This window comes from Psychrobacter communis (assembly GCF_014836505.1).
In the GTDB taxonomy this organism is placed as follows: domain Bacteria; phylum Pseudomonadota; class Gammaproteobacteria; order Pseudomonadales; family Moraxellaceae; genus Psychrobacter; species Psychrobacter faecalis.
Genome location: NZ_JACSQR010000011.1, coordinates 25,397 through 48,727 on the forward strand (window position 1 = coordinate 25,397; position 23,331 = coordinate 48,727).

The 23,331-nt window shown below is 45.0% G+C and carries 18 protein-coding genes; 11 read left to right on the forward strand and 7 right to left on the reverse strand.

Translation table 11 applies throughout. From position 1 onward, the window contains the following. The first annotated feature begins 310 nt into the window (after positions 1-310). The 3 genes from ileS (at position 311) to H9653_RS05725 (ending at position 4,596) form a co-directional block, all read left to right on the forward strand. A complete protein-coding gene (gene ileS, locus H9653_RS05715) occupies positions 311-3,178 on the forward strand; it encodes an isoleucine--tRNA ligase (protein ID WP_191691108.1) in 2,868 nt (955 codons plus the stop codon). After that, positions 3,171-3,800, forward strand: a complete 630-nt coding sequence (gene lspA / locus H9653_RS05720; protein ID WP_191691110.1) for a signal peptidase II — start codon at positions 3,171-3,173, stop codon at positions 3,798-3,800. Before ileS ends, lspA begins: the two co-directional genes overlap by 8 nt. A gap of 169 nt (positions 3,801-3,969) precedes the next feature. Continuing rightward, positions 3,970-4,596 carry an O-acetyl-ADP-ribose deacetylase gene (locus H9653_RS05725; RefSeq protein WP_191691112.1) on the forward strand — a complete coding sequence of 209 codons (627 nt, stop codon included), beginning with the start codon at positions 3,970-3,972 and terminating at the stop codon, positions 4,594-4,596. 13 nt (positions 4,597-4,609) lie between these two features. Here H9653_RS05725 and H9653_RS05730 read toward each other — a convergent pair whose 3' ends face one another. Further along, entirely contained in the window at positions 4,610-5,284 is a 675-nt protein-coding gene (locus tag H9653_RS05730) for a DUF1294 domain-containing protein (protein ID WP_191691114.1), read from the reverse strand. A gap of 155 nt (positions 5,285-5,439) precedes the next feature. Between H9653_RS05730 and H9653_RS05735 the strand changes: the two genes are divergently transcribed. After that, positions 5,440-5,937 carry an FKBP-type peptidyl-prolyl cis-trans isomerase gene (locus H9653_RS05735; protein WP_191691116.1) on the forward strand — a complete coding sequence of 166 codons (498 nt, stop codon included), beginning with the start codon at positions 5,440-5,442 and terminating at the stop codon, positions 5,935-5,937. Between the two features lie 56 nt (positions 5,938-5,993). Beyond that, positions 5,994-7,034, forward strand: coding sequence for an aldo/keto reductase (locus tag H9653_RS05740; RefSeq protein ID WP_191691118.1), 1,041 nt, complete (start codon positions 5,994-5,996; stop codon positions 7,032-7,034). Between the two features lie 185 nt (positions 7,035-7,219). On the opposite strand, the gene H9653_RS05745 is transcribed toward H9653_RS05740, so the two are convergent. After that, positions 7,220-8,020 (reverse strand): lysophospholipid acyltransferase family protein, encoded by an 801-nt coding sequence (locus H9653_RS05745; RefSeq protein WP_191691120.1) that lies wholly within the window; start codon positions 8,018-8,020, stop codon positions 7,220-7,222. 386 nt (positions 8,021-8,406) lie between these two features. On the opposite strand from H9653_RS05745, the gene hflX reads away from it, so the two are divergent. The 4 genes from hflX to H9653_RS05765 all read left to right on the forward strand — a co-directional run bounded on the left by hflX (position 8,407) and on the right by H9653_RS05765 (position 12,693). Further along, positions 8,407-9,846 carry a ribosome rescue GTPase HflX gene (hflX, locus tag H9653_RS05750; protein WP_191691122.1) on the forward strand — a complete coding sequence of 480 codons (1,440 nt, stop codon included), beginning with the start codon at positions 8,407-8,409 and terminating at the stop codon, positions 9,844-9,846. Between the two features lie 429 nt (positions 9,847-10,275). Beyond that, positions 10,276-10,728, forward strand: coding sequence for a CidA/LrgA family protein (locus tag H9653_RS05755; RefSeq protein WP_191691123.1), 453 nt, complete (start codon positions 10,276-10,278; stop codon positions 10,726-10,728). 22 nt (positions 10,729-10,750) lie between these two features. Next, a complete protein-coding gene (locus tag H9653_RS05760) occupies positions 10,751-11,440 on the forward strand; it encodes an LrgB family protein (RefSeq protein ID WP_191691125.1) in 690 nt (229 codons plus the stop codon). 443 nt (positions 11,441-11,883) lie between these two features. Beyond that, positions 11,884-12,693 (forward strand): lytic transglycosylase domain-containing protein, encoded by an 810-nt coding sequence (locus tag H9653_RS05765; RefSeq protein ID WP_191691127.1) that lies wholly within the window; start codon positions 11,884-11,886, stop codon positions 12,691-12,693. A 94-nt stretch (positions 12,694-12,787) separates the two neighbouring features. Here H9653_RS05765 and tsf read toward each other — a convergent pair whose 3' ends face one another. The 5 genes from tsf to H9653_RS05790 all read right to left on the reverse strand — a co-directional run bounded on the left by tsf (position 12,788) and on the right by H9653_RS05790 (position 20,957). Continuing rightward, entirely contained in the window at positions 12,788-13,669 is an 882-nt protein-coding gene (gene tsf / locus H9653_RS05770; RefSeq protein ID WP_068403979.1) for a translation elongation factor Ts, read from the reverse strand. A gap of 245 nt (positions 13,670-13,914) precedes the next feature. Next, positions 13,915-14,724, reverse strand: a complete 810-nt coding sequence (rpsB, locus tag H9653_RS05775) for a 30S ribosomal protein S2 (protein WP_191691129.1) — start codon at positions 14,722-14,724, stop codon at positions 13,915-13,917. Between the two features lie 293 nt (positions 14,725-15,017). Then, positions 15,018-16,277: a multidrug effflux MFS transporter gene (locus tag H9653_RS05780; RefSeq protein ID WP_191691131.1), complete on the reverse strand. Its 1,260-nt coding sequence runs from the start codon at positions 16,275-16,277 to the stop codon at positions 15,018-15,020. A 246-nt stretch (positions 16,278-16,523) separates the two neighbouring features. Next, positions 16,524-17,336, reverse strand: a complete 813-nt coding sequence (locus H9653_RS05785; protein ID WP_191691133.1) for a crotonase/enoyl-CoA hydratase family protein — start codon at positions 17,334-17,336, stop codon at positions 16,524-16,526. Between the two features lie 138 nt (positions 17,337-17,474). Then, a complete protein-coding gene (locus H9653_RS05790) occupies positions 17,475-20,957 on the reverse strand; it encodes an ATP-binding protein (protein WP_191691135.1) in 3,483 nt (1,160 codons plus the stop codon). 462 nt (positions 20,958-21,419) lie between these two features. Between H9653_RS05790 and cysM the strand changes: the two genes are divergently transcribed. Further along, positions 21,420-22,388, forward strand: a complete 969-nt coding sequence (cysM, locus tag H9653_RS05795; protein WP_191691137.1) for a cysteine synthase CysM — start codon at positions 21,420-21,422, stop codon at positions 22,386-22,388. 24 nt (positions 22,389-22,412) lie between these two features. Beyond that, positions 22,413-23,237 (forward strand): 3'-5' exonuclease, encoded by an 825-nt coding sequence (locus H9653_RS05800; protein ID WP_191691139.1) that lies wholly within the window; start codon positions 22,413-22,415, stop codon positions 23,235-23,237. Positions 23,238-23,331 lie beyond the last annotated feature (94 nt).

The following is a 23,331-nucleotide window of genomic DNA, read 5'->3' on the forward strand; positions in this document are numbered from 1 at the left end:
GACGATACCGGCCAGCTCTTTTTACCCTACCCATTTTGTCATATAATAGCTGCCGTACTCCTATTCCCTTTTCTAAGTACTCTGCTAAAAATATTTTTTGTTGCAATCGTCTGATTAGTATTTATGATGGACGTGTCCATTTACAATCAAGTGATAAGCAACTTATTTTGTGCCATATTTCTTAAGCAAATTTTTTCCAAGTAATAAATAAAAGACTAGCATCGATTATCAAAGATTTGACCCCATATATCTTTAATCTTACGCCTAAATTTAAACGCTATTTCTAACCACCATTGATAAGACGCCTTCTATGACTGATAAAAGTAACGACACCCCAAGCCACGATTACAAAGACACCCTAAACCTTGCTGATACGCCCTTTGCGATGCGTGCCAACCTTGCTAAACGTGAGCCAGACTGGCTGGCGGCTTGGGAAGCAGACGACGTGTACGGCAAAATTCGTCAGGCGCGGGCGGGCGCGACCAAATATATTTTGCACGACGGCCCTCCATACGCCAATGGCCAGATTCACTTAGGTCACGCGGTCAATAAAGTACTCAAAGACATTATCGTCAAGTCAAAAACCTTGTCAGGCTTTGATGCGCCTTATGTGCCGGGTTGGGATTGTCACGGTCTGCCTATCGAGCAAAAGGTCGAAGCCAAAGTTGGTAAAGTCGGTCAAAAAGTCTCGGCAACTGAATTCCGTGGTCTATGCCGCGAGTATGCAAGTACCCAGATTGAGCTACAAAAGGCAGACTTTAAACGTCTGGGCGTGTTTGGTGATTGGGACAATCCTTATTTGACAATGAACTTCCATCAAGAAGCTAATATCGTACGCGCGCTTGCTAAAATTTATGACAACGGCCACGTCACCCGCGGCATGAAGCCAGTCAACTGGTGCTTGGATTGTAGCTCTGCGCTAGCAGAAGCTGAAGTGGAATACCAAGATAAAGTCTCAGACGCTATTTATGTGAGCTTTGATGTGCTTGATACCGACAAGGTTGCAGCATTAAGCGGCATTGAAGGTAATATCGCCGCGATTATCTGGACGACGACCCCTTGGACGTTACCAGCAAACCAAGCCATCTCAGTACACCCTGAGCATGACTACAGCGTGGTCGCGACTGCCAAAGGTAACTTCTTATTAGCCACTGACTTGGTTGAAAGCGCATTAAGCGAGTTTAAACTGACTAACGATGGCATCTTAGCTACCGTTTCAGGACGTGAGCTTGAAGGCCTGCGCGCCCAGCATCCATTGATTGCGGATCGTCAAGTGCCGCTTATCCTAGGTGAACACGTAACCACGGATAGCGGTACTGGCCTCGTCCATACCGCACCGGGGCATGGTCTTGACGATTATATCGTTGGCCTGAAATATAACTTGCCGGTTGAAAACCCAGTTAGTGGCACGGGCGTTTATCTAGACAGCGCAGCGGTATTTGCCGGCGAGCATATTTATAAAGCCAATCCAAAAATCATCGCAGCACTGCATGATAACGGCCATTTAATCAACCATACCAAGATTGAGCACAGCTATCCGCATTGCTGGCGTCATAAGTCGCCGATTATCTTCCGTGCCACGCCGCAGTGGTTTATCAGTATGGAAACCAAAGGCTTACGTGAGCGTGCGCTTGCTGATATTCCTTCTGTTAATTGGACGCCAGCTTGGGGTCAAAACCGCATTGAAGCGATGATGACCGGTCGTCCAGATTGGTGTATCTCACGTCAGCGTACGTGGGGCGTGCCGATTACCTTTTTCACTCATAAAGAAACCGGCGAGTTGCATCCAAAGACGCTTGAGCTGATGGAAGTCGCTGCGCAAAAAATCGCTGCAGGCGGCGTTGAAGCTTGGTTTGATGCCAGCTGTGAAGACTTTTTAGGGGCGGAAGCGGCTGACTATGATAAAGCAACCGATACGCTAGACGTTTGGTTTGACTCAGGAACGACGCATTTTGCCGTCCTCGAGCAGCGCGATGAGCTGACCAATCCTGCCGATATGTATCTCGAAGGTTCGGATCAGCATCGCGGTTGGTTCCAGACCTCATTACTCACGTCTGAGGCGATGTACCAGCGTCCACCATTTAAACAAGTATTGACCCATGGTTTTGTCGTCGATGAAAACGGTCGCAAGATGAGTAAGTCACTTGGCAACATCATCACGCCGCAAGACGAGATCAATAAAACCGGCGCCGATATGCTGCGTTTGTGGATTGCCTCGAGCGACTATCGTTATGAGATGAGCGCGGGTAAAACGGTGTTTAAAGGCGCCATCGACATGTATCGCCGTATCCGTAATACCTTACGCTTCTTGCTGGCCAATACCGACGACTTTAATCCTGCGACCAACAGCGTTGATATCAATGAGCTGGTCAGCCTTGATAAATTTATCATTGAGCGTGCGCAAACGGTACAAGCGCAAATCATCAGCGCTTATGATGCGATGGACTTTCACCAAGTCACCCAGCATATCACCGCGTTTTGCTCGCAAGACTTGGGTAGCTTTTATCTCGATATTATCAAAGACCGTCAGTACACTACCCAAACTGATGGACAGCCGCGTCGCTCTGCGCAAACGGCGATTTATCATATCGCTCATGCCTTGATTCGCTGGATTACGCCAATCTTGTCATTCACTGCGCAAGAAGCGTGGGAAGTATTGCAAGGTAAAAACGGCACTGACGCAGGCTATGTATTTACCGAAGCATGGTATGAGTTCCCAGCATTTGAGCTTAGCGCCATCAGTAGCGACGACTGGCAACGTATCATGCAAGCAAAAGATATGGTCAATAAATATATCGAAACCGCACGCGGTGAAAAAATCATCAATGCCAACCTCTCGGCTGGCGTAGATTTATATGCTGACGGTGCGATGTATGACAGCTTAGCCAAGCTTGGCGAAGAGCTACGTTTTGTCCTGATTACTAGTAGCGCAACGTTAAAACCAATGAGCGCCGCGCCTGCTGATAAAGCCAACAAAGCCAACGCAAAAGCCGATAACAATGAAAATGAAGACGCATCGGGTGATTTAGTGGTTAACGTCAGCGCTGCGACGGGCACCAAATGCGTACGCTGCTGGCACATCCGTGATGACATCGGTACAGACGCGGCGCATCCTGAACTATGCGCGCGCTGCGTGACCAACGTCGCAGGCGACGGCGAGGTGCGCCATTATGCCTAACCTAACGCCTGACTCACCTGAAAATAAGCAGCCGCAGGTTGAGGTCGATAACTCGCCTACGCCTGCTCATGCGACTACGGGTAGTTCAACCACGCCTAAAGGTCGTCTGAAGAAGACGCCAAAAATGGTCGCTAATGGCAGTCGCGCCTTTATATGGTATTTGCTGGCGCTTGCTGTGCTTATCATTGACCAGTGGACGAAATGGTTGGCTGAAACCAATCTCAATTTCCTTGAGCCTGTGCCCGTGATTGAGCCGTTTTTAAATTGGACGCTTGCTTATAACTATGGCGCGGCGTTTAGTTTTTTAGCAGACCAAGCAGGTTGGCAAAAATGGTTTTTTGCGGGATTAGCTCTCGTAATGTCACTGTTTTTAATCGGCTATCTGGTCAAAGCACCGCGTAAAGCCAAGCTGTTATCGCTTGGCTTGGCTCTGGTACTTGGTGGCGCTCTTGGCAACCTGATTGACCGCTTGCTCCATGGTCACGTGATTGATTTTATTCACGTGCATTACGCCGACGTTTGGCATTATCCAATCTTTAATATTGCCGATATTGGTATTTGTATTGGTGTGGCGCTGATTGTGATTGATATGCTGTTTTTAGAAAAGAAACGTGATGCTTAAATGATATAAATACAATGACTTTGCAAATAGGCTATCAAATCGGTAGCCTATTTTTTTGCGCCTTTTTTGAGAGATAGTATATTAAAGATTATTGATAACGTAAGCGATATAGTCGAGTGACGCTAAAAACGCTAAAGTATATTAAGTTCAATATAAAAAGAGTACTGCCATGTTTGATAATCAAAGGTCTCCTAGTCAAACATCTAATCAACAAAAAAAACCTATTGCTCAAAAGCAAATTTCTGCTGCTAATGAAAATAATAAGCACGCTTTTACTTTATCAGTATTACAAGCTGATATCACCATCTTAAATGTTGATGCGATTGTCAATGCGGCCAATTCAAGCTTACTTGGTGGCGGCGGTGTCGATGGTGCAATACATCGGGCAGCTGGACGTGAGTTATTGGCGTATTGTCGTACCTTGAATGGTTGCCAGACTGGCGAGGCAAAAATCAGTCCAGCGTTTAAGCTACCTTGCCAGTATGTGATTCATACGGTCGGTCCTGTTTGGCATGGTGGCAATCGTCACGAGCCAGAGCTACTCATCAGCTGTTATCAAAACTCACTGGACTTGGCAGTTGAAAATAATCTAAGCAGCATTGCTTTTCCATCTATCAGTACCGGCGTGTATGGCTACCCAATCGAAAAAGCAGCACAAATTGCTGTGAGTACGGTGCAAGATTATCTACAGAATAGTTTAGGCGAAACGTCTGAGCTTTCAATTCGTGAAGTCATTTTTTGCTGTTTTTCAGCCAGCGATGCAGCGATTTATAAGCAAATGTTAGAGCAGGATTAAAAGTAAAACATGCTTAGAACAATGCTTTTAATCCCGTTAAGTCGCCACCGTTTACCATAATAAATAACAACCCTGCCAAATTAATAATGACGGTCAAATAATAAACGATACGAAATTCCGGCTTTTGTGACTTATGACGTAAATAGGTTTGAGCGACCAGCGCACCGACCCAACCGCCAAGCGTACTCAACAGATGCAGCGTTGACTCAGGCGTACGCCAGTCGCCACTTTGGGCAGCGGCTTTGTCTTTGGCATACATGCCATAGGTAATGACGCCTAATATCACGTACCAAGCAACCACTAGCCAGCTTAGCTTATTCATGACCGCCAATAAAATTAAAACCCCATAAAAACCAATACCAAGGAACAAGCGTTTCTTTTGGTCTGCTTCAAACTCTGCTTGGGCGCTACGTTTGTGATTACACTGCCGGATTTGGCTGTTCTTTTGCGCCATTTTTTGTTGTACAAAGCTGAGTTCTTGCACGTCCTTTGCTTGCAGGCGTCCCTGATTGTCTTGCCCTACTGTAAAAACCACTTGCTCGCCAATTTCGGGACGGCGCAGGGCTTTAAACGCGCTAACATGAAAAAACACCGACTCGCCTGCCGCGGTTTCGATAAAACCAAAACCTTTATCGTCTTGCCATTTTTTGATATGGCCTTGTTGTTTATGTGCCATCGGTTTTGCCATAAATACGTCGCTCTCTCTTAGATTCATCAAATATATTACACTATTTGCGTTACACTATTTAGGCTTACAACCTTTATGAGATGACTTATCATTTCTGACATTATTTTTAAACAGATTTTTAATTATTCTATAACTTGCAATAGGTGGCTTTTACTATGACCGACTCCCAATTTATCACTCCCAACGAAGACATTCGCATCACCCACGGCAGCCTTGTAAAGCTGCATTTTGAAGTATCGCTAGAAAATGGTACGGTGATTGACTCAACCTTTAACCGCGACGAGCCAGTGACGCTGACGGTTGGCGATGAGAGCTTTTTACCGGGTTTTGAGCAAGTGCTGATGAACCTACGCGCTGGCGATACACGCACCGCCCACCTTGATCCTGAGCAAGCGTTTGGCGAGTGGAACCCTGATAACATTCAGCATTTTAGCCGCACCCAATTTGCCTTAGTCGCTGACAATCCTGAAATCGGTATGTTGGTCGAGTTTGAAGATAAAGGCAAAAACACCCTGCCCGGTACCATTAGCGCCATCGATGACGACGAAGTCGAAGTCGACTTTAACCATCCGCTTGCTGGTCAATCGGTACTGTTTAAAGTAAAAATATTCCAAGTCACCCCGCCGGGCGTCACAGGTATCAAGATTATGTAGTATGAAAAACGGCTTTAGAATAAAACCTTATTGAGAATAAAAACAGGGATAAACAGATGCAATATCAAACACTGCCGCAACTGAATGAAAAAGTCTCAAAAATCTGCTTAGGGACGATGACCTGGGGACAGCAGAATAGCGAAAGCGACGCGCATGCCCAGATGGACATGGCGCTTAGTGCAGGCGTGAATTTTTGGGATACCGCCGAAATGTATCCGTCGCCGCCTGATAAAGACAAGCAAGGCGATACCGAACGCTTTATGGGCACGTGGTTTAATAAAACCAAACAGCGCGACAAGGTCATTCTTGCTAGCAAAATCTCACCGATGGATTTTTTACGCGATGGTCAGACGCGTTATACCGCTGCGCAAATCAGTAGTGCTATCGATGGCAATCTTGAGCGTTTGCAAACCGATTATATTGATATTTATCAGTTGCATTGGCCTGAACGGCAAGCGAACTTTTTTAGCCAGCGCGGTTATAGTGAAGAGATGGCAGCGCAGTCGCTGGATGATTTGACGCCTTTTTTAGAGACCATCCAAGCACTAAATGATGAAATTAAAAAAGGTCGTATTCGTGCTTATGGCTTATCAAACGATACCCCCTGGGGGCTGATGCGTTATCTATGGGAAGCGGACAAAAATGGTTTAATCGCGCCTATCACGGTGCAAAATCCTTATAGTTTGCTTAATCGCCTATATGAAGTTGGCATGGCAGAGATTGCCCATCGTGAAAATGTCGGTCTACTCGCTTACTCGCCGCTTGGCTTTGGGGTCTTATCTGGTAAATACCTTGACGGTAAACGTCCAACTGGCGCGCGTCTGACGATGTATGACCGCTTTGCCCGTTATACCAATGACGAAGCAAAAGCCGCCACTGCTCAATACGCCAAAATCGCTGCCGATGCCGGTTTGGATATGGCGCAAATGGCATTGGCTTTTGTCAATTCACGCTCGTTTGTCACCAGTAATATCATTGGCGCAACCACCACTGAGCAGCTGCAATCGAATATCGATAGTATCAATGTCACCTTGAGCGCAGATGTGCTAAAAGCGATTGAAGCGGTACATACCCAGCACCCTAATCCGTCGCCATAACATTACGTGGTCATAGATTGATATTGTTTAGCTTTTAATAAGCTGACGTTCAAGTATTTGCATAGCAAAGAAAAAGGCACCAATCATTAGTATTTATGACTAAGATTGGCGCCTTTTTTATGACTACTTTTCTGCTACTACTTTTTCTATTAAAGCGGTTATCTTTCAAGCAGTTTTGTACTTGCTTAAGGTTTAGCAGCTTTCGTTAAAACCCGCGAATGCAGTTCAGCCAAACCTTCTTGCATATGCGCTTGTAACAAATCGGTCAGCTGGCTTTTATTCAACCCTTTAGGATCTATCGGCTCAAGCGGTAAGACAAAAGCCGTCACATCTTTACTATCAAGCACCTTTTTTAGGCTATCTTTCATCGTCATTTTGCCATAATAAGGCAGCGCCTCACTTAACGTGCCATCTTTATTGACATATGCAATCACCAGTGGGCGTACTGGGACGTCAGCATCTATCGCCGCTTGCAGCAAAGTGCCGTGGATACGTTTGATTTTTTTGCCATCGGTGGTGGTCGCTTCTGGGAAAAAAATAACCGAAAAACCTTTGGTTAAAAAATTGGCAATTTGGGTAGCGACTGTGCCCGCATCACCGGAACCGCGCTCAATAAACACCGTCCCTGCGGCATGAGCGAGCTTACCAAAGATGGGCCAATCGCCAATTTCTGCCTTTGATAAGAAAAATGCCGGACTTAGCGTCCCCACTACCGGAATATCCATCCACGATACGTGGTTAGACACCCATAGACCGTGATGCTGCTCTACGCGCTCGACTGCCACGACCTGCACGCCAAACGAGCCTGCCATTTTACGGCAAAACGCTTGAATATAGCGCGGTAGCTTTTCGCGCGGTGGCTGTTTAAAGGCGCCGATACGCTGGGCGGCGCGCAATCCACCAGCGATGGTGGTGGTCATACCAGCGATCTGTTTGCCGCGACCTAATTGCTGTTTGAGTGAAAAGCCTGACTTAGATTGGCTCATCTGTGTCCCTCGTGATTAAAAACTTATGGGTTAAAAATGCTTTATTACATCTTAGTGCTAAAAAAGCTTAATGCTTAAAAGAGTGCTGCTTAAAAAACGTATGATTATATCTCGTAAACAAGAGCAATGAGTATAACAAAATTTATTTACTCAGTGATGACTTGTACACTGAATTATGAGTGGCTTTTGTTAATAGTCTCAGCTTAAAATTTTTATATATAAAAATATCTCCCTATAAACGCTGTAACATAAAGACATGGCTAATTGCGTACATACGCTTTAATATCAAATGATAAGACCACATATAGAGGGTCATATGAACGCTATATCGATACTCATTGAAGCGGTCATAGCGATTTATCTACTTTAATAATAGGTGATACTCTTTGGAATATTTTGAAAGACATGAAGGTGGCGAGCGCGCCATTATCGTCCATTTAGACATCCGCCAAATTCAAGATCCCGATGATCTAAATGAATTTGAGCTACTTGCAGACTCAGCGGGCGCTGACCGTTTGGCGTTAGTTACAGGCTCGCGTGCGCGTCCTGATGCCAAATACTTCGTTGGTAGCGGTAAAGCACAAGAAATAGCAGAATTGGTGCGCGAATACGACGCTGATATCGTACTTTTCAATCACAATTTGTCGCCATCGCAAGAGCGTAATATCGAAGCTTTGGTACAGTGCCGTGTGCTTGACCGCACCGGCTTAATTTTGGATATTTTTGCCCAGCGCGCCCGTACTTACGAAGGTAAGTTACAGGTTGAGCTTGCGCAGTTAAACCATTTATCGACACGATTGGTGCGTGGTTGGACGCATTTGGAGCGCCAAAAAGGGGGTATTGGTCTACGTGGACCCGGTGAAACTCAGCTGGAAACGGATCGCCGCTTATTACAAGTGCGTGTCACCCAGCTGAAAAATAAACTGGAAAAAGTACGCCAAACCCGTGCCCAAGGTCGAGCGCGTCGGCAAAAATCAGACGTCCCGACCATCTCGCTCGTCGGTTATACCAACGCTGGCAAATCTACCCTATTTAATCGCTTGGTCGATGAAAACATTTATGCCGCCGACCAATTATTTGCCACCCTTGACCCGACCTTGCGCCGTCTTGACTGGCAAGGGGTTGGTCGCGTGGTTTTGGTCGATACCGTGGGTTTTGTCCGTCATTTGCCGCACGAGTTGGTCGAGTCGTTTCATGCCACACTAGAAGAGACGCTAGAAGCCGACTTACTACTGCATGTCATTGATTCATCGAGCGAAGACATGCACGAGCAAATTCAAGCGGTAAAAAACGTCCTTGCTGAGATTGACAACGATGTGCCCGTGCTGAATGTTTATAATAAAATTGACTTGACCGATGAGCCGGCACACATTGGTTATGCAAAAGAAGGTCAGCCAAATCGGGTATATGTCTCTTCGCGCCAAAACCTAGGCATGGAAGAGTTGTCGCTTGCCGTACAGCAATTATTGACGGGCAACTTAACCACCTTTGATTTGACCCTTCCGTATAGTGCTGGTCAATTTAAAAATACCTTGTACGAGCTTGGCGTCATTTTGGAAGAAAGCTATGACGATAATGGTCATGAGCGCCTAACCATTCGCTTGCCAAGCGATAGGCTCAAACAGCTATTGGGGCAAGCCAATATAAAGCCGTTAGATGTATTGCCGTTAGCGCAAGCCACACTACTAATGCCGATACTTGAAGAGTTTGAGCAGAAATATGAGAGTATGGATGCAGCCCCGTCTTTAACCGCAGAGGAAGAAGATGCCTTTGTTGAATTTGAAGCGTTAAACTCTGCTACAGAAGCATCTGATTCGCAAAGTTAAACAACCTCGTTGCCAGTTATTTAATCGGAATGAAGTTAAAAAGGACGCTATCAATGATGGCGTCCTTTTTTATATTTGTAGCATATAAGGGGTAATGGACATTTATGATATAGTCAAAATATCCTAAAAACGCGACGGTATTGCTGATATCAATTTTTTGTAGCCTCTGTCTGCGCAGCCACAGCAAGCAAGAAAAATTGATATCAGTAGTGCGTGATTTATTGATATGACTTTTCACTCACTATACGAGACATTTAACAACAGTTTAACAGCAGCAATTAGCGCTTAGGCTTTATTAGTATGGCTACTGTCTATATAATCAGCTTTTGCTGAAATGCTTTTATTGACATGCTTTTGTTAACACACTGGCGTTAAACTCTCTTTTTTAACATATTTCCCTTTTTATACCCGACTTGGCTAGGATTGCTTATGAGCTCTACCTCTACTTCTAACACGCCTTTATGGATGGCGCTAATATTGACGCTGATTATGGTCGTGGTGGTTCGTGAGTTAGCAGTCGTTGTCTGCCAATGGGCGGGTATTGAAAAAGCAGCCAATATCGTCGGCCTGTTAACGATGTTTATCATTTTAATTATTTGGCGAGTGATAAAAGGTCTACCGCATTGGCTAACCCAAGCAAGCAACACCTTACTGGTCGATAGTGGTTTTGCTTTTTTGCCCGTTTCTGCCGGTGCAGGTTTGCTGCTATTTGCGCTAGGTGATGAGTTTTGGGGCGTGATGCTGACCATGATTGTCAGCACCCTTATCCCGCTTTGGGGATTGGCTATCCTTGCCAATCGCTCGCTTAATAATAGCGATAATACAGATGGCAGTCATGATGACAATATGAATATGACCAACAAGCACAAAGGACAGCATTAAGCTCTGTTAATAAGGCAACGTTATGAGTTTTGATAGTGTGTTTAGCGCAACCCTTGCTGCAATAGTATTAACCTTAGCCGCCCACGTCATTGCCCGTGTCCTTGCGCGCAAGCTGTCATGGTTGCCGATGGTTATCACCGCTTTGGTCTTAGTACTGCTGTTTTTGTTTATTTTGCAATGGGATTACAATCATTATTACAGCGTGGCAAAACCGGTATTTGACCATCTGTTAGGCTATGTGACGGTATTATTGGCTGTGCCATTGGCGGCGATGAACTTTAAGGGTTTGCCAGTTAAAAAGCTAACCATGATTGTGGCACTGGCAAGCGTGGTTGGCGCCTTGCTCCCCATGTCACTGGCCTATTTATTTTCGCTCAGCCACGAGACCATTTTAGCATTTGCGACCCGCTCAGTGACCACGCCAATTGGTCTGAGCGTCGCCGATTTAATTAAAGCACCGTTGGCATTAGCAAACTTAATTATTATCGTTTCAGGTCTAATCGGTGGCACCTTAGCGCGCTTTTTATTTCGCGGTATTGATGACGACCGCGCCAAAGGCCTCGCGCTTGGCTTAGCGGCACATGCTTTTGGTACTGTAGAAGCGTGGCAAATCAGCCACACTGCTGGACGCTATGCCGCCTTTGGCTTAGCGGTCAATGGCTTAGTCACCGCTGTTTGGGTACCTATTTTTATCAGTGCCTTATCGGTTTAAAATGTTTTACCTTCTGTTCAAAACTCTTAAAGCCCATCCTACTTTCTGGGCTTTTTTCGCCTACATTAATTGTATTTGCTAGCATTTTTAACGTTATCTATTAATCATTTTTATGACAAAAACAAAGTCTTAAACCTTGCTGCTATAAACTGCTTAACTACCCTCGCTTTATTACTATCTTGATTTTATTCAGCTTTTTTACAAAATAAATGGATTTTTGACGTCGCGTGCACGCATTCAGATGTGGCAAAAACTTATTTTGTGTTATAGTAAGCAACTATTATTTTTTGTATCTATTGCAAGTGGTTTTGTTAGACGTGAATTTGTAGGTAGCTCATTTGAGCGCTATAAGATCCTACAGACGCGATAACCGCTTTGATGCGCAACCTCACGCGCTTATAGGCAAAGCAATTTGCTCTTACTTAATAAAAAGTGATAAACCTATGATAACTATTGCCCCTTTACTGACGCGCTGCTTGTCACCCCTTTTACTCTCTGCCATTGCTTTATCTAGCCTACCTATCGCCGCTCAAGCGGGAAACATGTATATTTATAAAGACAAGGGCGGCCAAGTTCTGCTTACCAACGTCAATCCTAGCGGTAATTTTGATAAATTTAATAAAAAAGTAAAAACCACCTACTATAAAGATTCAAGCGCCTACAATGCGGGCAGCAGCTATAGCAATGATTACGGTAGCAGCACGGCGAGTAGTAGCGGCAGCCGTAACTCTTATGACAGTTATATCCGCGCCTCGGCTGCCCGTCATGGTATCGATCCTGGCCTTATGAAAGCCATGATGCATACGGAATCGGCGTTTAATCCCAATGCACGCTCACCTGTTGGCGCGCAAGGCTTGATGCAGCTGATGCCGGCAACGGCGCGCCGCTTTAATGTCAGTAATCCGTGGAATCCTGCTGATAATATCGAAGGCTCAGCGAAATATATCGCTTGGCTGATGAAACGTTTTAATAATAACGTTGAGTTTGCGGTGGCAGGTTATAATGCTGGTGAAGGGAATGTCGATAAATACAATGGCATACCCCCGTTTAAAGAAACGCGCAACTATGTCAAAAGCGTCATGAGCCGCTATCATAGCTTATATAAGAACGACTCAGCGCTAGCGGGTAATACCATGAATGCCAATAACGCTACGAGCACTACCAATGGCGGCGTGCAAAACGTCAGCTATGGCACCAGTAATAATGGCAACAGCGCCAGCTATGCCAATTCTGCTTATTTAGCCCTACGTTAATATTAACCTTTAAAATGCACAGACACAAAAAAGCCCGTTAAATGAATAACGGGCTTTTTAATATCTATACGATGTGCTTTATACGATTTAAAGCTTACTTGTTCGCCGCTTGCGTGGCAGCAACTTCAGCAGCAAAGTCTTCTTGCTTCTTCTCGATGCCTTCACCAACTTCTAAACGTTTGAAACCAAGTACTTTTACGCCTTCAGATTTTAATACGTCACCAACTTTTTTCTCATTATCCATAACGTATGGTTGACGTAGTAGAGTCACTTCGTCTAGGTACTTACGCAGACCACCTTCGATCATTTTTTCAACGATGTTGTCAGGCTTGCCAGATTCTTTCGCTTTGGCTTCGATGATGTCTTTTTCGCGTGCTAGTACGTCAGCATCTACGCTTTCGTCATCTACTGCAACTGGGTTGAACGCTGCAATGTGCATAGCAAGGTTTTTACCAGTTTCTTCGCTGCCGCCCTCGTAAGATACGACCACACCGATACGTAAGCCGTGACGGTATGCAGCGATGTTTGCGCCTTCTAGTACTTCAACGCGGCGAATCTGAATGTTTTCACCGATTTTTTGTACCAAAGATACACGTGCTTCTTCAACGGTTTGCTCATCGCTATAAGACAATTCAGAGATAGCAGCAACGTCAGTGACATTGTTTTCTAGGGCAAGATTGGCCACTTTTTCTGCAAATGCAGTGAAGTTTTCATCTTTTGCAACGAAGTCAGTTTGGCAGTTTACTTCTAGCAAAAATGCTTTGTTGTCACCTTGAGCGATGATGATAGCGCCGTCAGCTGCGATGTTACCTGCTTTTTTAGCCGCTTTCGCTTGACCAGATTTACGTAGGTTATCAATGGCAACTTCGACATCGCCGTTTGCTTCTTCTAACGCTTTTTTACATTCCATCATGCCAAGACCAGTACGGTCACGCAATTCTTTTACCATTTTGGCAGATATTTTTACTTCTGACATAAGAGTTACCTTTTATGATGTAGGTGAGTATTGTTATGTAAGGGAGTGCACGATATCTAAACGCGCTGACATTCTGTGCAATAAGTCAGTAATGCTCGGCGCGTTAATAATAAGGCATGACGAGTAAAACTACATCATGCCTATTATAGATTTCCATAAACTTTATGCGATTAATAACCTTATATGGCTGCTAATAGCTAAACTATCAAGGCATCCTTACAAAGTTAAACCTTATCGCTTAGCCATTACTCTGCTGGAGTCGCTGCTTCTTCAGTTTTCGCGTCAGCTGCCGCTTCAGTGGCAGGAGCTTGCTCAGCGTCTTGTGCTTGGTCAGCTTTACCGCCTGCTTGAGTTTGTGCGTATTCTTTACCAGCGATAATCGCATCAGCAATAGAAGTTACATACAAAGTCACAGCACGGATAGCGTCATCGTTAGCTGGAATGATGTAATCAACGTTATCTGGGTTTGAGTTGGTATCAACGATACCGATAACTGGGATACCTAGATTTTTAGCTTCTTTGATAGCGATTGCTTCATGGTCTACGTCTACGACGAAGATAGCGTCAGGTAGGCCGCCCATGTCTTTGATACCGCCCAATGAACGCTCAAGTTTTTCCATATCACGAGTACGCTCTAATGCTTCACGCTTAGTCAGCTTAGCAAAAGTACCGTCTTCAGATTGTTTTTCAAGCTCTTTTAGGCGATTGATTGACTGGCGTAGGGTCTTCCAGTTAGTCAACATACCACCTAACCAGCGATGGTCAACGTATGGCATGCCAGCGCGTTGTGCTTGCTCACGAATAACGCCGCTTGCTGCGCGCTTAGTACCGACGAATAATACTTTGTTTTTCTTAGCAGCTAGGCCGTTTACGTAAGTCAATGCTTCGTTAAACGCTTTTACGGTGTGCTCTAAGTTGATGATATGAATCTTGTTACGGGCGCCAAAGATGTATGGACCCATTTTTGGATTCCAAAAACGTGTTTGGTGACCAAAGTGAGCGCCGGCTTGTAATAAGTCGCGCATTTGGATTTTGGTTGGATTGTTTGAAGCCATGTGAAATTCCTATTGGTTGGGTTATGCCTCCACATCACAAAAACTGCCTATCTAGCGACACGCATTTGCTAACGTTTATTGAAACGGCACTAACTTTTTGCAAATTAATCAAGTCGCCAAACACCCAGCAATTTTTTGCCATGATGTGTGTGTCATTGTTTGATGGGTTGATTTAAAAATTGAGCTATGATTTGAAAGTTCAGAATAATACTGAATGATAAAAATAGCTGGGCTGTATTTTACCATATAACGCTTAGCGACTGCTAGCGCTATTGTGCATCGCTACCCTTCAATCACTCCGCAGTATCTAAATCCAAATCACGGTCTATCTGCCAAATTAAATACGCCCCCAAACTCATCAGTACAAAGAGTGCAATACCGATTTTTAACACAGGATTAAGAGGGAATAAGTTTAATAATAAACCACCAAAAATACCGACCGAAAACATCAATGAGCCTTGCAAAGCACTGGCCATACCCGCACGGCGTTTTTGAAAGGCAAGCGCAATCGCCGAGGCGTTTGGCTGCGTTAGACCTAAACCGGCAATACAAAAGAAAATACAGGCTAAAACCAGCGGCAACCATGCATCCGTACCAAAAATTACACCGGTTACAAACAGTGCCGCCGCTGAGATGACTTGCATCATCGCGCCGAAACGTAGGATACTTAAAATACGAAAACGATTAGTCAGCCACTGATTCAGCTGGGTCAAACCTACGAACCCTGCCGCATTCATTCCAAATAACCAACCAAAATGAGTGGCCGAGACGCCATAGGTATCCATGATTAATTCAGAAGCTGAGCTGATATAGACAAACATCGCGCCCATTAATAATCCACCGCCTATCGCGGGATAGTTAAAGGTCGGGTCTTTTAATAAATCCCAATATTGACTGAGCACTTCTTTGGCAGGACGCACATTACGGTTTTCTTCAGTCAAGGTTTCAAAGAAGAAAAACTTGGTGAGTAATAAATTTAACGCCCCAAAAGCCGCCAAAAACCAAAAAATAGAATGCCAACTAAAGAACTTTAAAAATAAAGCACCAAGCGATGGCGCTAATATCGGCGCTAAGCCCATGACCAATATCATAATAGAAAAAGCTTTGGCGGTTTGTTTGGCTGTCAGGCGATCACGTATTGCCGCCCGCGTCACAACCGCTCCCACGCACGCGCCGAGCGCCTGAAAGGTTCGACCGACAAACAATACGTATTCATTATCGGTCGTCGCACAGACAATCGAGGCAATCACATATAAAATCATGCCCATATATAACGGTTTGACGCGACCGACGCGATCACTAAAGGGGCCATAAAATAGCTGACCAAATACTAAACCAAGAAAATAGGCTGGCACAGAGTTGGCCATAAAGGCGGTCGATACGCCAAAATCCTCTGCCATCGACGGCAATGCTGGCAGATACATATCAATCGATAATGGCCCTACTGCCACGATAAGCCCAAGCATCATAATCCATGCAACGGGCAAATCAGCAGAGCGCACTCGGTCAGCAGCATTGGGTTTATTGGGCAGGGAGGGTTTTGGAGCAGACATAATGAGACCATATGATAGAGAAAGGATTATTTTATTATTGATACGTGGTTTGTTGGGTAATTTTAATCGACTTTTATTGTAAACCAAGCCTTTTAAAAATACCGTCTATAAACAAGCAGCAACGTAAACAGATAAAAAAAACAGATAGTGCTATATTGCACTACCTGCTTGTAATTCAATAGATGCTTGATGTGAATAAAATAAACCTATCTCACTCAAATACAGTGGCCAAATATGGCTGATTTTTTAACGAAATTGACGTTTGCCAAAAGCGGTACTGGCTTGCTTGGCTTTTCTAAGCGCCAGTTTACGGTTGCGTCCAAACATCATTTTTAACTGCCAAAATTTTTCTTTATATAGCGTCGTAGCTGGTTGGTCAAACATGGCATTAATAACGCGCTTGCTTGCCAGCACCGCATCGGGTGAGCGCTCAGCAAACTCGGCGGCAAGCTTTTGCGCCTGCTCAAGTGGTGTTTCACTACAATGGCTGACCAAGCCAAGTGCTTGGCCTTCCTCGGCATTGAAGGTACGCGCGGTCATTGCCAGCTCTTTTAAGACATCAGCGCGTACGACGCCAAACCCTGATTGCGTTAAGCCCATGTCAGGTACCAGTCCCCACTTGGCTTCCATAATAGACAATTTACACTCAGGATGGCTAATACGCACATCGCAGGCTAGCGCCAACTGTAAGCCTGCGCCAATACAATAGCCTTCTAAAACCGCAATCACTGGCACAGGCACATCACGCCAAACCAAGCAGACGCGTTGAAAGAGACTTTGCCAAGGTTTAACCAGCTCCCATAGCGCAAACGCTTGATTCTTAGGATGGTTTAAATCGCCCAAATCGATACCAGCACAAAACGTGCCTTCTGCGCCATTAAGAATCACTGCGCGTACCGCTTTATCTTTACTGATACGCCCTGCGACCGCAATCAACTCTTGCACCACTTTAAAGCTCATGGCGTTCTTTTTTTCCGGTCGATTAATGGTCACCGTGACTATATTGTCAGTGGCGCTGACTTGTAATGTCTCATACTGATACGTGGCAATAGCGTGCATAATCATCCTTAATAATAAATAAAACACTTAGAGAGTTTGTTAATCCGTTTAATATTAACAGCCTTGCACTCGCCCTTCATTATCAATAACTGACTACTAGGGTATCGTTTATCCTCAGCGGTTTTATGATTATCAGCTTTAAATCATTTTCCACGTCATATCATTTTCACTTAGACGATGATAATTAAGCTGCGGATACGCCGATAAATCGAGGGTTTGTAGATTGTTTAACGCCGTCAATAACGCTTCATAATAAGGCTCTAACATCGCAAATTGGGCGGGCGTGGTATGTTGAATATTTAATAAGCATTTATCTTCTAAGTCTTGGCTGGCTTGACGTAACTGTGGCACGCCGGTATAACGACTGCCGCCCAAGATACGATGGGCAATTTGCGCCAGCGCGCTACGGTTACGAGTGTCCCATGCCTGCATCAATGCTTGCTTTTCATCATTGATGGTATCAAGCATCATAATGATGAGCTTGGCAGCTAAATCAGGTTTATTGGCTGAGCGGGTCAACGCATCTTGCCAATTTAAAATCTCCGAGGTATCAAGGGCATTTGTGCCCAAGTCCGTACTACTTTGCCCGTGTGCAGTATTTACTGCTTGCTCATCTTTAGCACTCTCTGGCATTTGATAAGGCAGATAAGATAAGGGTGCTTGCCCCTGCCCTTGATAATGCAAATTCTCATAGCGTGGCTTTTCAGAGCGTGGCTTCTCGTAACGTGGTTGGGTTTCGCGCGGTGTCTCGCGTCTATAATCTTCACGCGGCTGACTGTCGCGCAAATAGTTATCGCGGATTTTCTTCAGTGATAAAGGACGGGTGATTTTTGCCTGATTCTTCACTTTAGTATCAGCACTTGTATTAGCGATACGATTATCGTCATTATCTTTAACTAAAGGATAGGTTGGCATTGTCAAATCTGCGTAAGACGTCAAGGCGTTTTGATTTGCCCCACTTTGTAAGTCAGCGTGCAAGTCAGCGCTGTACAAGTTATCGCTATGAATGGTGGTTAATGGCGGCACTGAATCGGTACGACCAAGCCATTTTTGCAGCACTTGTAGCAACTGTGGCTGGCTAATAGGTTTACCGACATAATCATTGATGCCGCTCGCAATCAGCTTATCGCGCTCATCGGCTAAGCCATGAGCCGTTAAGGCGATAATCGGAATGTGATGATCAGGGGTTTCGATATTACGGATTTGCCGCGCCGCTTCATGGCCTGACATACGCGGCATTTGAATATCCATAAATATCAAATCGATACTGTTTTTATGTGCCGCATTGCCTTTATCATCCGTCGTACTATCGTCAAGATATAACGAGTTAACCGTCGATTTACTAGCATCATCACGCGCTTCGGCTTTAGATATTTGGGTCTTTTTCGACAAGCTTTGACTGTCAGTTTTAGCAGTTTTGGTATGCTTAGTTTGCTGTTTACTGATGATTTCTATGGCATCAAAACCGCTGCTAGCGGTAATGACATGGATACCAAGTTCACTTAACAGCGCATCAAGCACCAGTAAGTTCGGCAAATGGTCATCGACAGCTAGCACAGTCACACCTTTCCAGCGTGGCTCTTGAACGCCACTCGGAGCGCTGCGTTTTTGCGTATCAAGCATGGCATAGAGCTGTCTTTTATCCAATGGCTCATACAAAATATTGGCATGATAACGATTGAGCAGCGCTTGGTCGGCGGCAACTTGATAGCCAAATACCGCCAGCTTGCCTTGATAATGCAGGCGAATCTGTTTGAGTAGCGCCATCATATCGTCTTGGGTATCGTCATCTACGATGACCCAATCCCAATAATTGCCGCGCTCTTTAAGCGATTCAAGTACGCCCGGTAAAGAGTTTGCTTGAGTCAGGGTAATCGGTAAATGTTGTAAGCTGGCTTTGAGCACCTGTATCGATGCCATATGATTGATCCAAACCAGCACATTAAACTCGTCCGTATCGCTGGCAAGTGGCGCAAGCACGGGCAATTCAATCGTTTGCCCAGTTGCTGCCTCTAAGACATCGACATGGGCTGGCATTCGAAACCAAAACGTCGCTCCTTGATTAGAGATGTTTTCTTGCACATTGTCATAAAAGCCAATATCGCCGCCCATCAGTCGCGTTAACTGCTTGGAGATGACCAAACCCAAACCGGTACCGCCGTATTGCCGCGTAATCGACGGATCGCCTTGGCTAAAGCTTTGAAAGAGCATTTTTTGGTCAGATAATGAAATCCCTTTACCGCTATCTTGCACGCTAATCATCAAATAATTGTCGCGATGATCATCCAAGCTCACGCGTACAACCACATCGCCACTATCGGTAAATTTAATCGCATTACCGACGATATTGGTCAGTACTTGTTTAAGGCGCAACGCATCGCCGTTGATGCGCATCGGCACGTCGTTATAAAACAATACCGCCATGCGCAGACCTTTTTCAGCAGCGACCGGCGATAGCATATCGACCACGTCATAGATGGTGTCATAAAGGTCAAACTCATGACGATCAAGGACCAATTTACCCGCTTCAATTTTAGAGAAATCCAAGACATCGTTCACGAGCGCCAACAGATGCGCTGACGATTTACGGATGGTTTGCACGTACAAATCTTGTTCAGGGTTGAGCTCACCGTGCCGCGCCAGCAAATTAATAAAACCATCAATACTGTTTAACGGTGTACGTAATTCATGGCTGATATTGGCCAAAAATGCCGATTTTGCTTGGCTGGTTGAAATCGCCGCATCGCGCGCATTACGGATAGAGATATTCTGCATTTCCATCTCATCAAATGCCAAGCGCAAATCATCTTCGGTCTGCTCGGCATGATCTTTTAAATCTTGGAAGCTGGCATGTAGGCGGCGTAACGTCCTGACCAGATCTTGCTGCAATAAATTCAGCTCGCCATTTGATTCGACCGGAATAGGCTGATAAAGATTGTCGACATGGGTACGTTGTAATTGCAAACGCAGCTCGTAAATTGGCGCAATCCAACGTTTTGAGTAAATATTTAAGCTCAATAACAAAATTAAAATCGTAAATAAACCCGTAATCGCGAGCGCCATAGCGATACGATAACGGGCAATATAAAGTGGCTCATTATCCATATCAATCATAAGCCACAATTGCTGCCCGTCAAACTCTCCCAAGCTATTGCCGTAAGCGGTGCCAATGGGCGTTGGTTGTTGCGATAAAAAACGCTCTGCAGATTCTATCAGCGGCCAAGCTTCCTCAGTGCCATAACCGACGCTTGCCAGCACTTCATTATTTTGATTGATAATTGCAATACGCTGGACATGCTGCTCGGACTGCATACGTCCGAGCCTATCTTGAATATCTTCTAAGGCCGCTAGCGCCGCTTGCGGGTTGTCCGCTGCCTTATTTTTATCATCGCTATTGTCTTCCTGTTGCTCTAATAACTCAGGAACCAACTCCGCAATCGTTGGCGTATAACGAATCAGCACCGCCTCTGCTAACGCCTCTTGTTCTGAATTACTGGCGCGCATGGTTTCGTAAAATACCAAAATGCCACCGACCGCTGCCAATAAACAAATCGGTAAAAACACCAATATAATCAGCTGACCATAAGCACTACTGGTATCAAAACGTTTTTTGTAAGCCATGCTGGGTTTACTCTCCACTGATTTTGGCGCTAAATATTATTACTGATGAATACTATTATTGATAAACACTGTACGGTGCGCTTAGGTATTCATTATTGATTAAGCATTAACATTAAAGATAAGCCATCAAAAATGACTTGCGATTATCTTAGCAGGATTCTAACGAAGGCGGTTAACCATTCCTTGGCAAACTTTTATTGCCTCACTTGCTCTTTCGCTTTCATTGCTCAAAGGCGATTACTAAAGGGTCAGCTTTTCGTATTTTGTTCATGCCTATTTGTTTATGCAGATAAGTACACTGCTTATCCTCAATAAAAATTTATGCATTAAGCGCAGGCGAAAACAAAATGATATAATGACGCAACTTTTTATTGACCACAATCAATCTCTAACGGTCATCAAGTACTGACCTGCTATTTAAACAGCGCCTATTAAAAAACTAATAATCGATAAGGATACCTTATGTCCGCTACGGCCCAGTCAAACGCCAATTTTATTACGCAAATCACTGACCTTGCCGATTGCGTGGGTAAGACGCCTTTGGTCAAATTGAATCGCCTGCCTGAGCAAGAGCAGATTGCCAATGGCGCGGTATTGCTCGCCAAACTCGAAGGCAATAATCCTGCTGGCTCGGTAAAAGACCGTCCGGCCTTTAATATGATTTATCAAGCGGAGCAGCGCGGTGATATTAAACCTGGCGATATGCTCATTGAAGCGACCAGCGGCAATACGGGCATTGCTTTGGCGATGGTGGCGGCGATGCGTGGCTATCCAATCACCCTATTTATGCCAACCAACTCGACCCAAGAGCGTAAAGATGCGATGGCCGCTTATGGTGCGACGCTTATCGAGGTGGACGAAGGCATAGAAGCTTCGCGTGATATGGCGCTGCAAATGCAAGCCGATGGTAAAGGTATTGTACTCGATCAGTTTAACAATCCTGATAATAAACAAGCGCACTATTTGACCACCGGCCCTGAGCTGTGGGCGCAAACGGACGGTAAAATCACCCATTTTATCAGCTCGATGGGCACCACAGGTACTATCACTGGCGTTGCGCAATATCTTAAAGAGCAAAACCCTGACATTAAAGTCATCGGTCTACAACCTGACGAAGAAGCATCTATCGCTGGCATCCGCCGCTGGCCTGCCGCTTATATGCCTGGTATTTTTGAAGCAGATTTGGTTGATGACATCATGGATGTTGATCAGCGGGTCGCCGAAGTTTATATGCGTAAATTGGCGAAAACTGAAGGTATTTTTGCTGGTGTGTCATCAGGAGCAGCGGCATGGGCCGCTACCGAAGTCGCAAAAGCAAATCCTGATGCCGTGATTGCTTTTATCGTTTGCGATCGCGGTGATCGTTATTTATCGACGGGCCTATATAATGTGAATGACGCTGACGACAGCACGGATAACGCCACCCCATAAGCTTATAAATAGGCAGGATTATTTATGTCAAACGCCCTTTCGTCCAAACCTATCTTGGTCTTTGATATTGAAACGGTTGCCGATACCGAGGCTGCCCGCCGTATTTATCCGCAATTGGCTGAGCTAAACGATGCCGATGCTTTGAGCGCATTGACGGCGCTGCGACTCCAAGAAGCAGGTCACGATTTTATGCGTTTACCCTTGCAGCGTATTGTCTGTATCTCTGCGCTCTATATTAAAGACGGCAAATTTTCCCTGTTTTCTTTGACCGCCGATAAGTTTAGCGAAAAAGACATACTGAGCAAGTTTTTTCGCGCGTTCAGTGACCTTGAAAAGCTGCCACAATTGATTAGCTGGAACGGCTCAGGCTTTGATATTCCGGTGCTTATTTATCGCGCCATGCAGTATGACTTATCAGCGCCGTGGTTATTTGAAGAAGGCGAGCGTATCAAAAACATGCGCTTTGATAATTACGTCAATCGCTTCCACAGCCGTCATCTTGATTTGATGGACAGATTTAGCCAATACGGTGCCAGCCGCCGCGAAGCCATGGATATCGTCGCCAGTCTTTATGGCTTGCCCGGTAAAACCGATGTCGATGGCAGTATGGTTGGCGAGCTGGTGAGCAATGATGATTGGCAAACGTTGTCAATATATTGCGAATCTGATGTGATGAATACTTGGCTGATTTATTTGCGCTGGCTACGATTGACAGGGCAATTGTCCTCAGCAGATTTTGAGGCATGGCAGCAGCAAAGTCGTGATTATTTAGCAAGTTATACCCAAGCAGATGGCAGTCCTCGCCATCATGAGTTTATTGCTGATTGGTCCTCGGCGCCTGCGCCATAGCAGACATTTTTATCTAACGAGCGTCTTTATAAGAACTTCTTTATAAAAGATTTTTTATAAAAACGCTTTCATAGAAATGACGTTTTAACAGCTA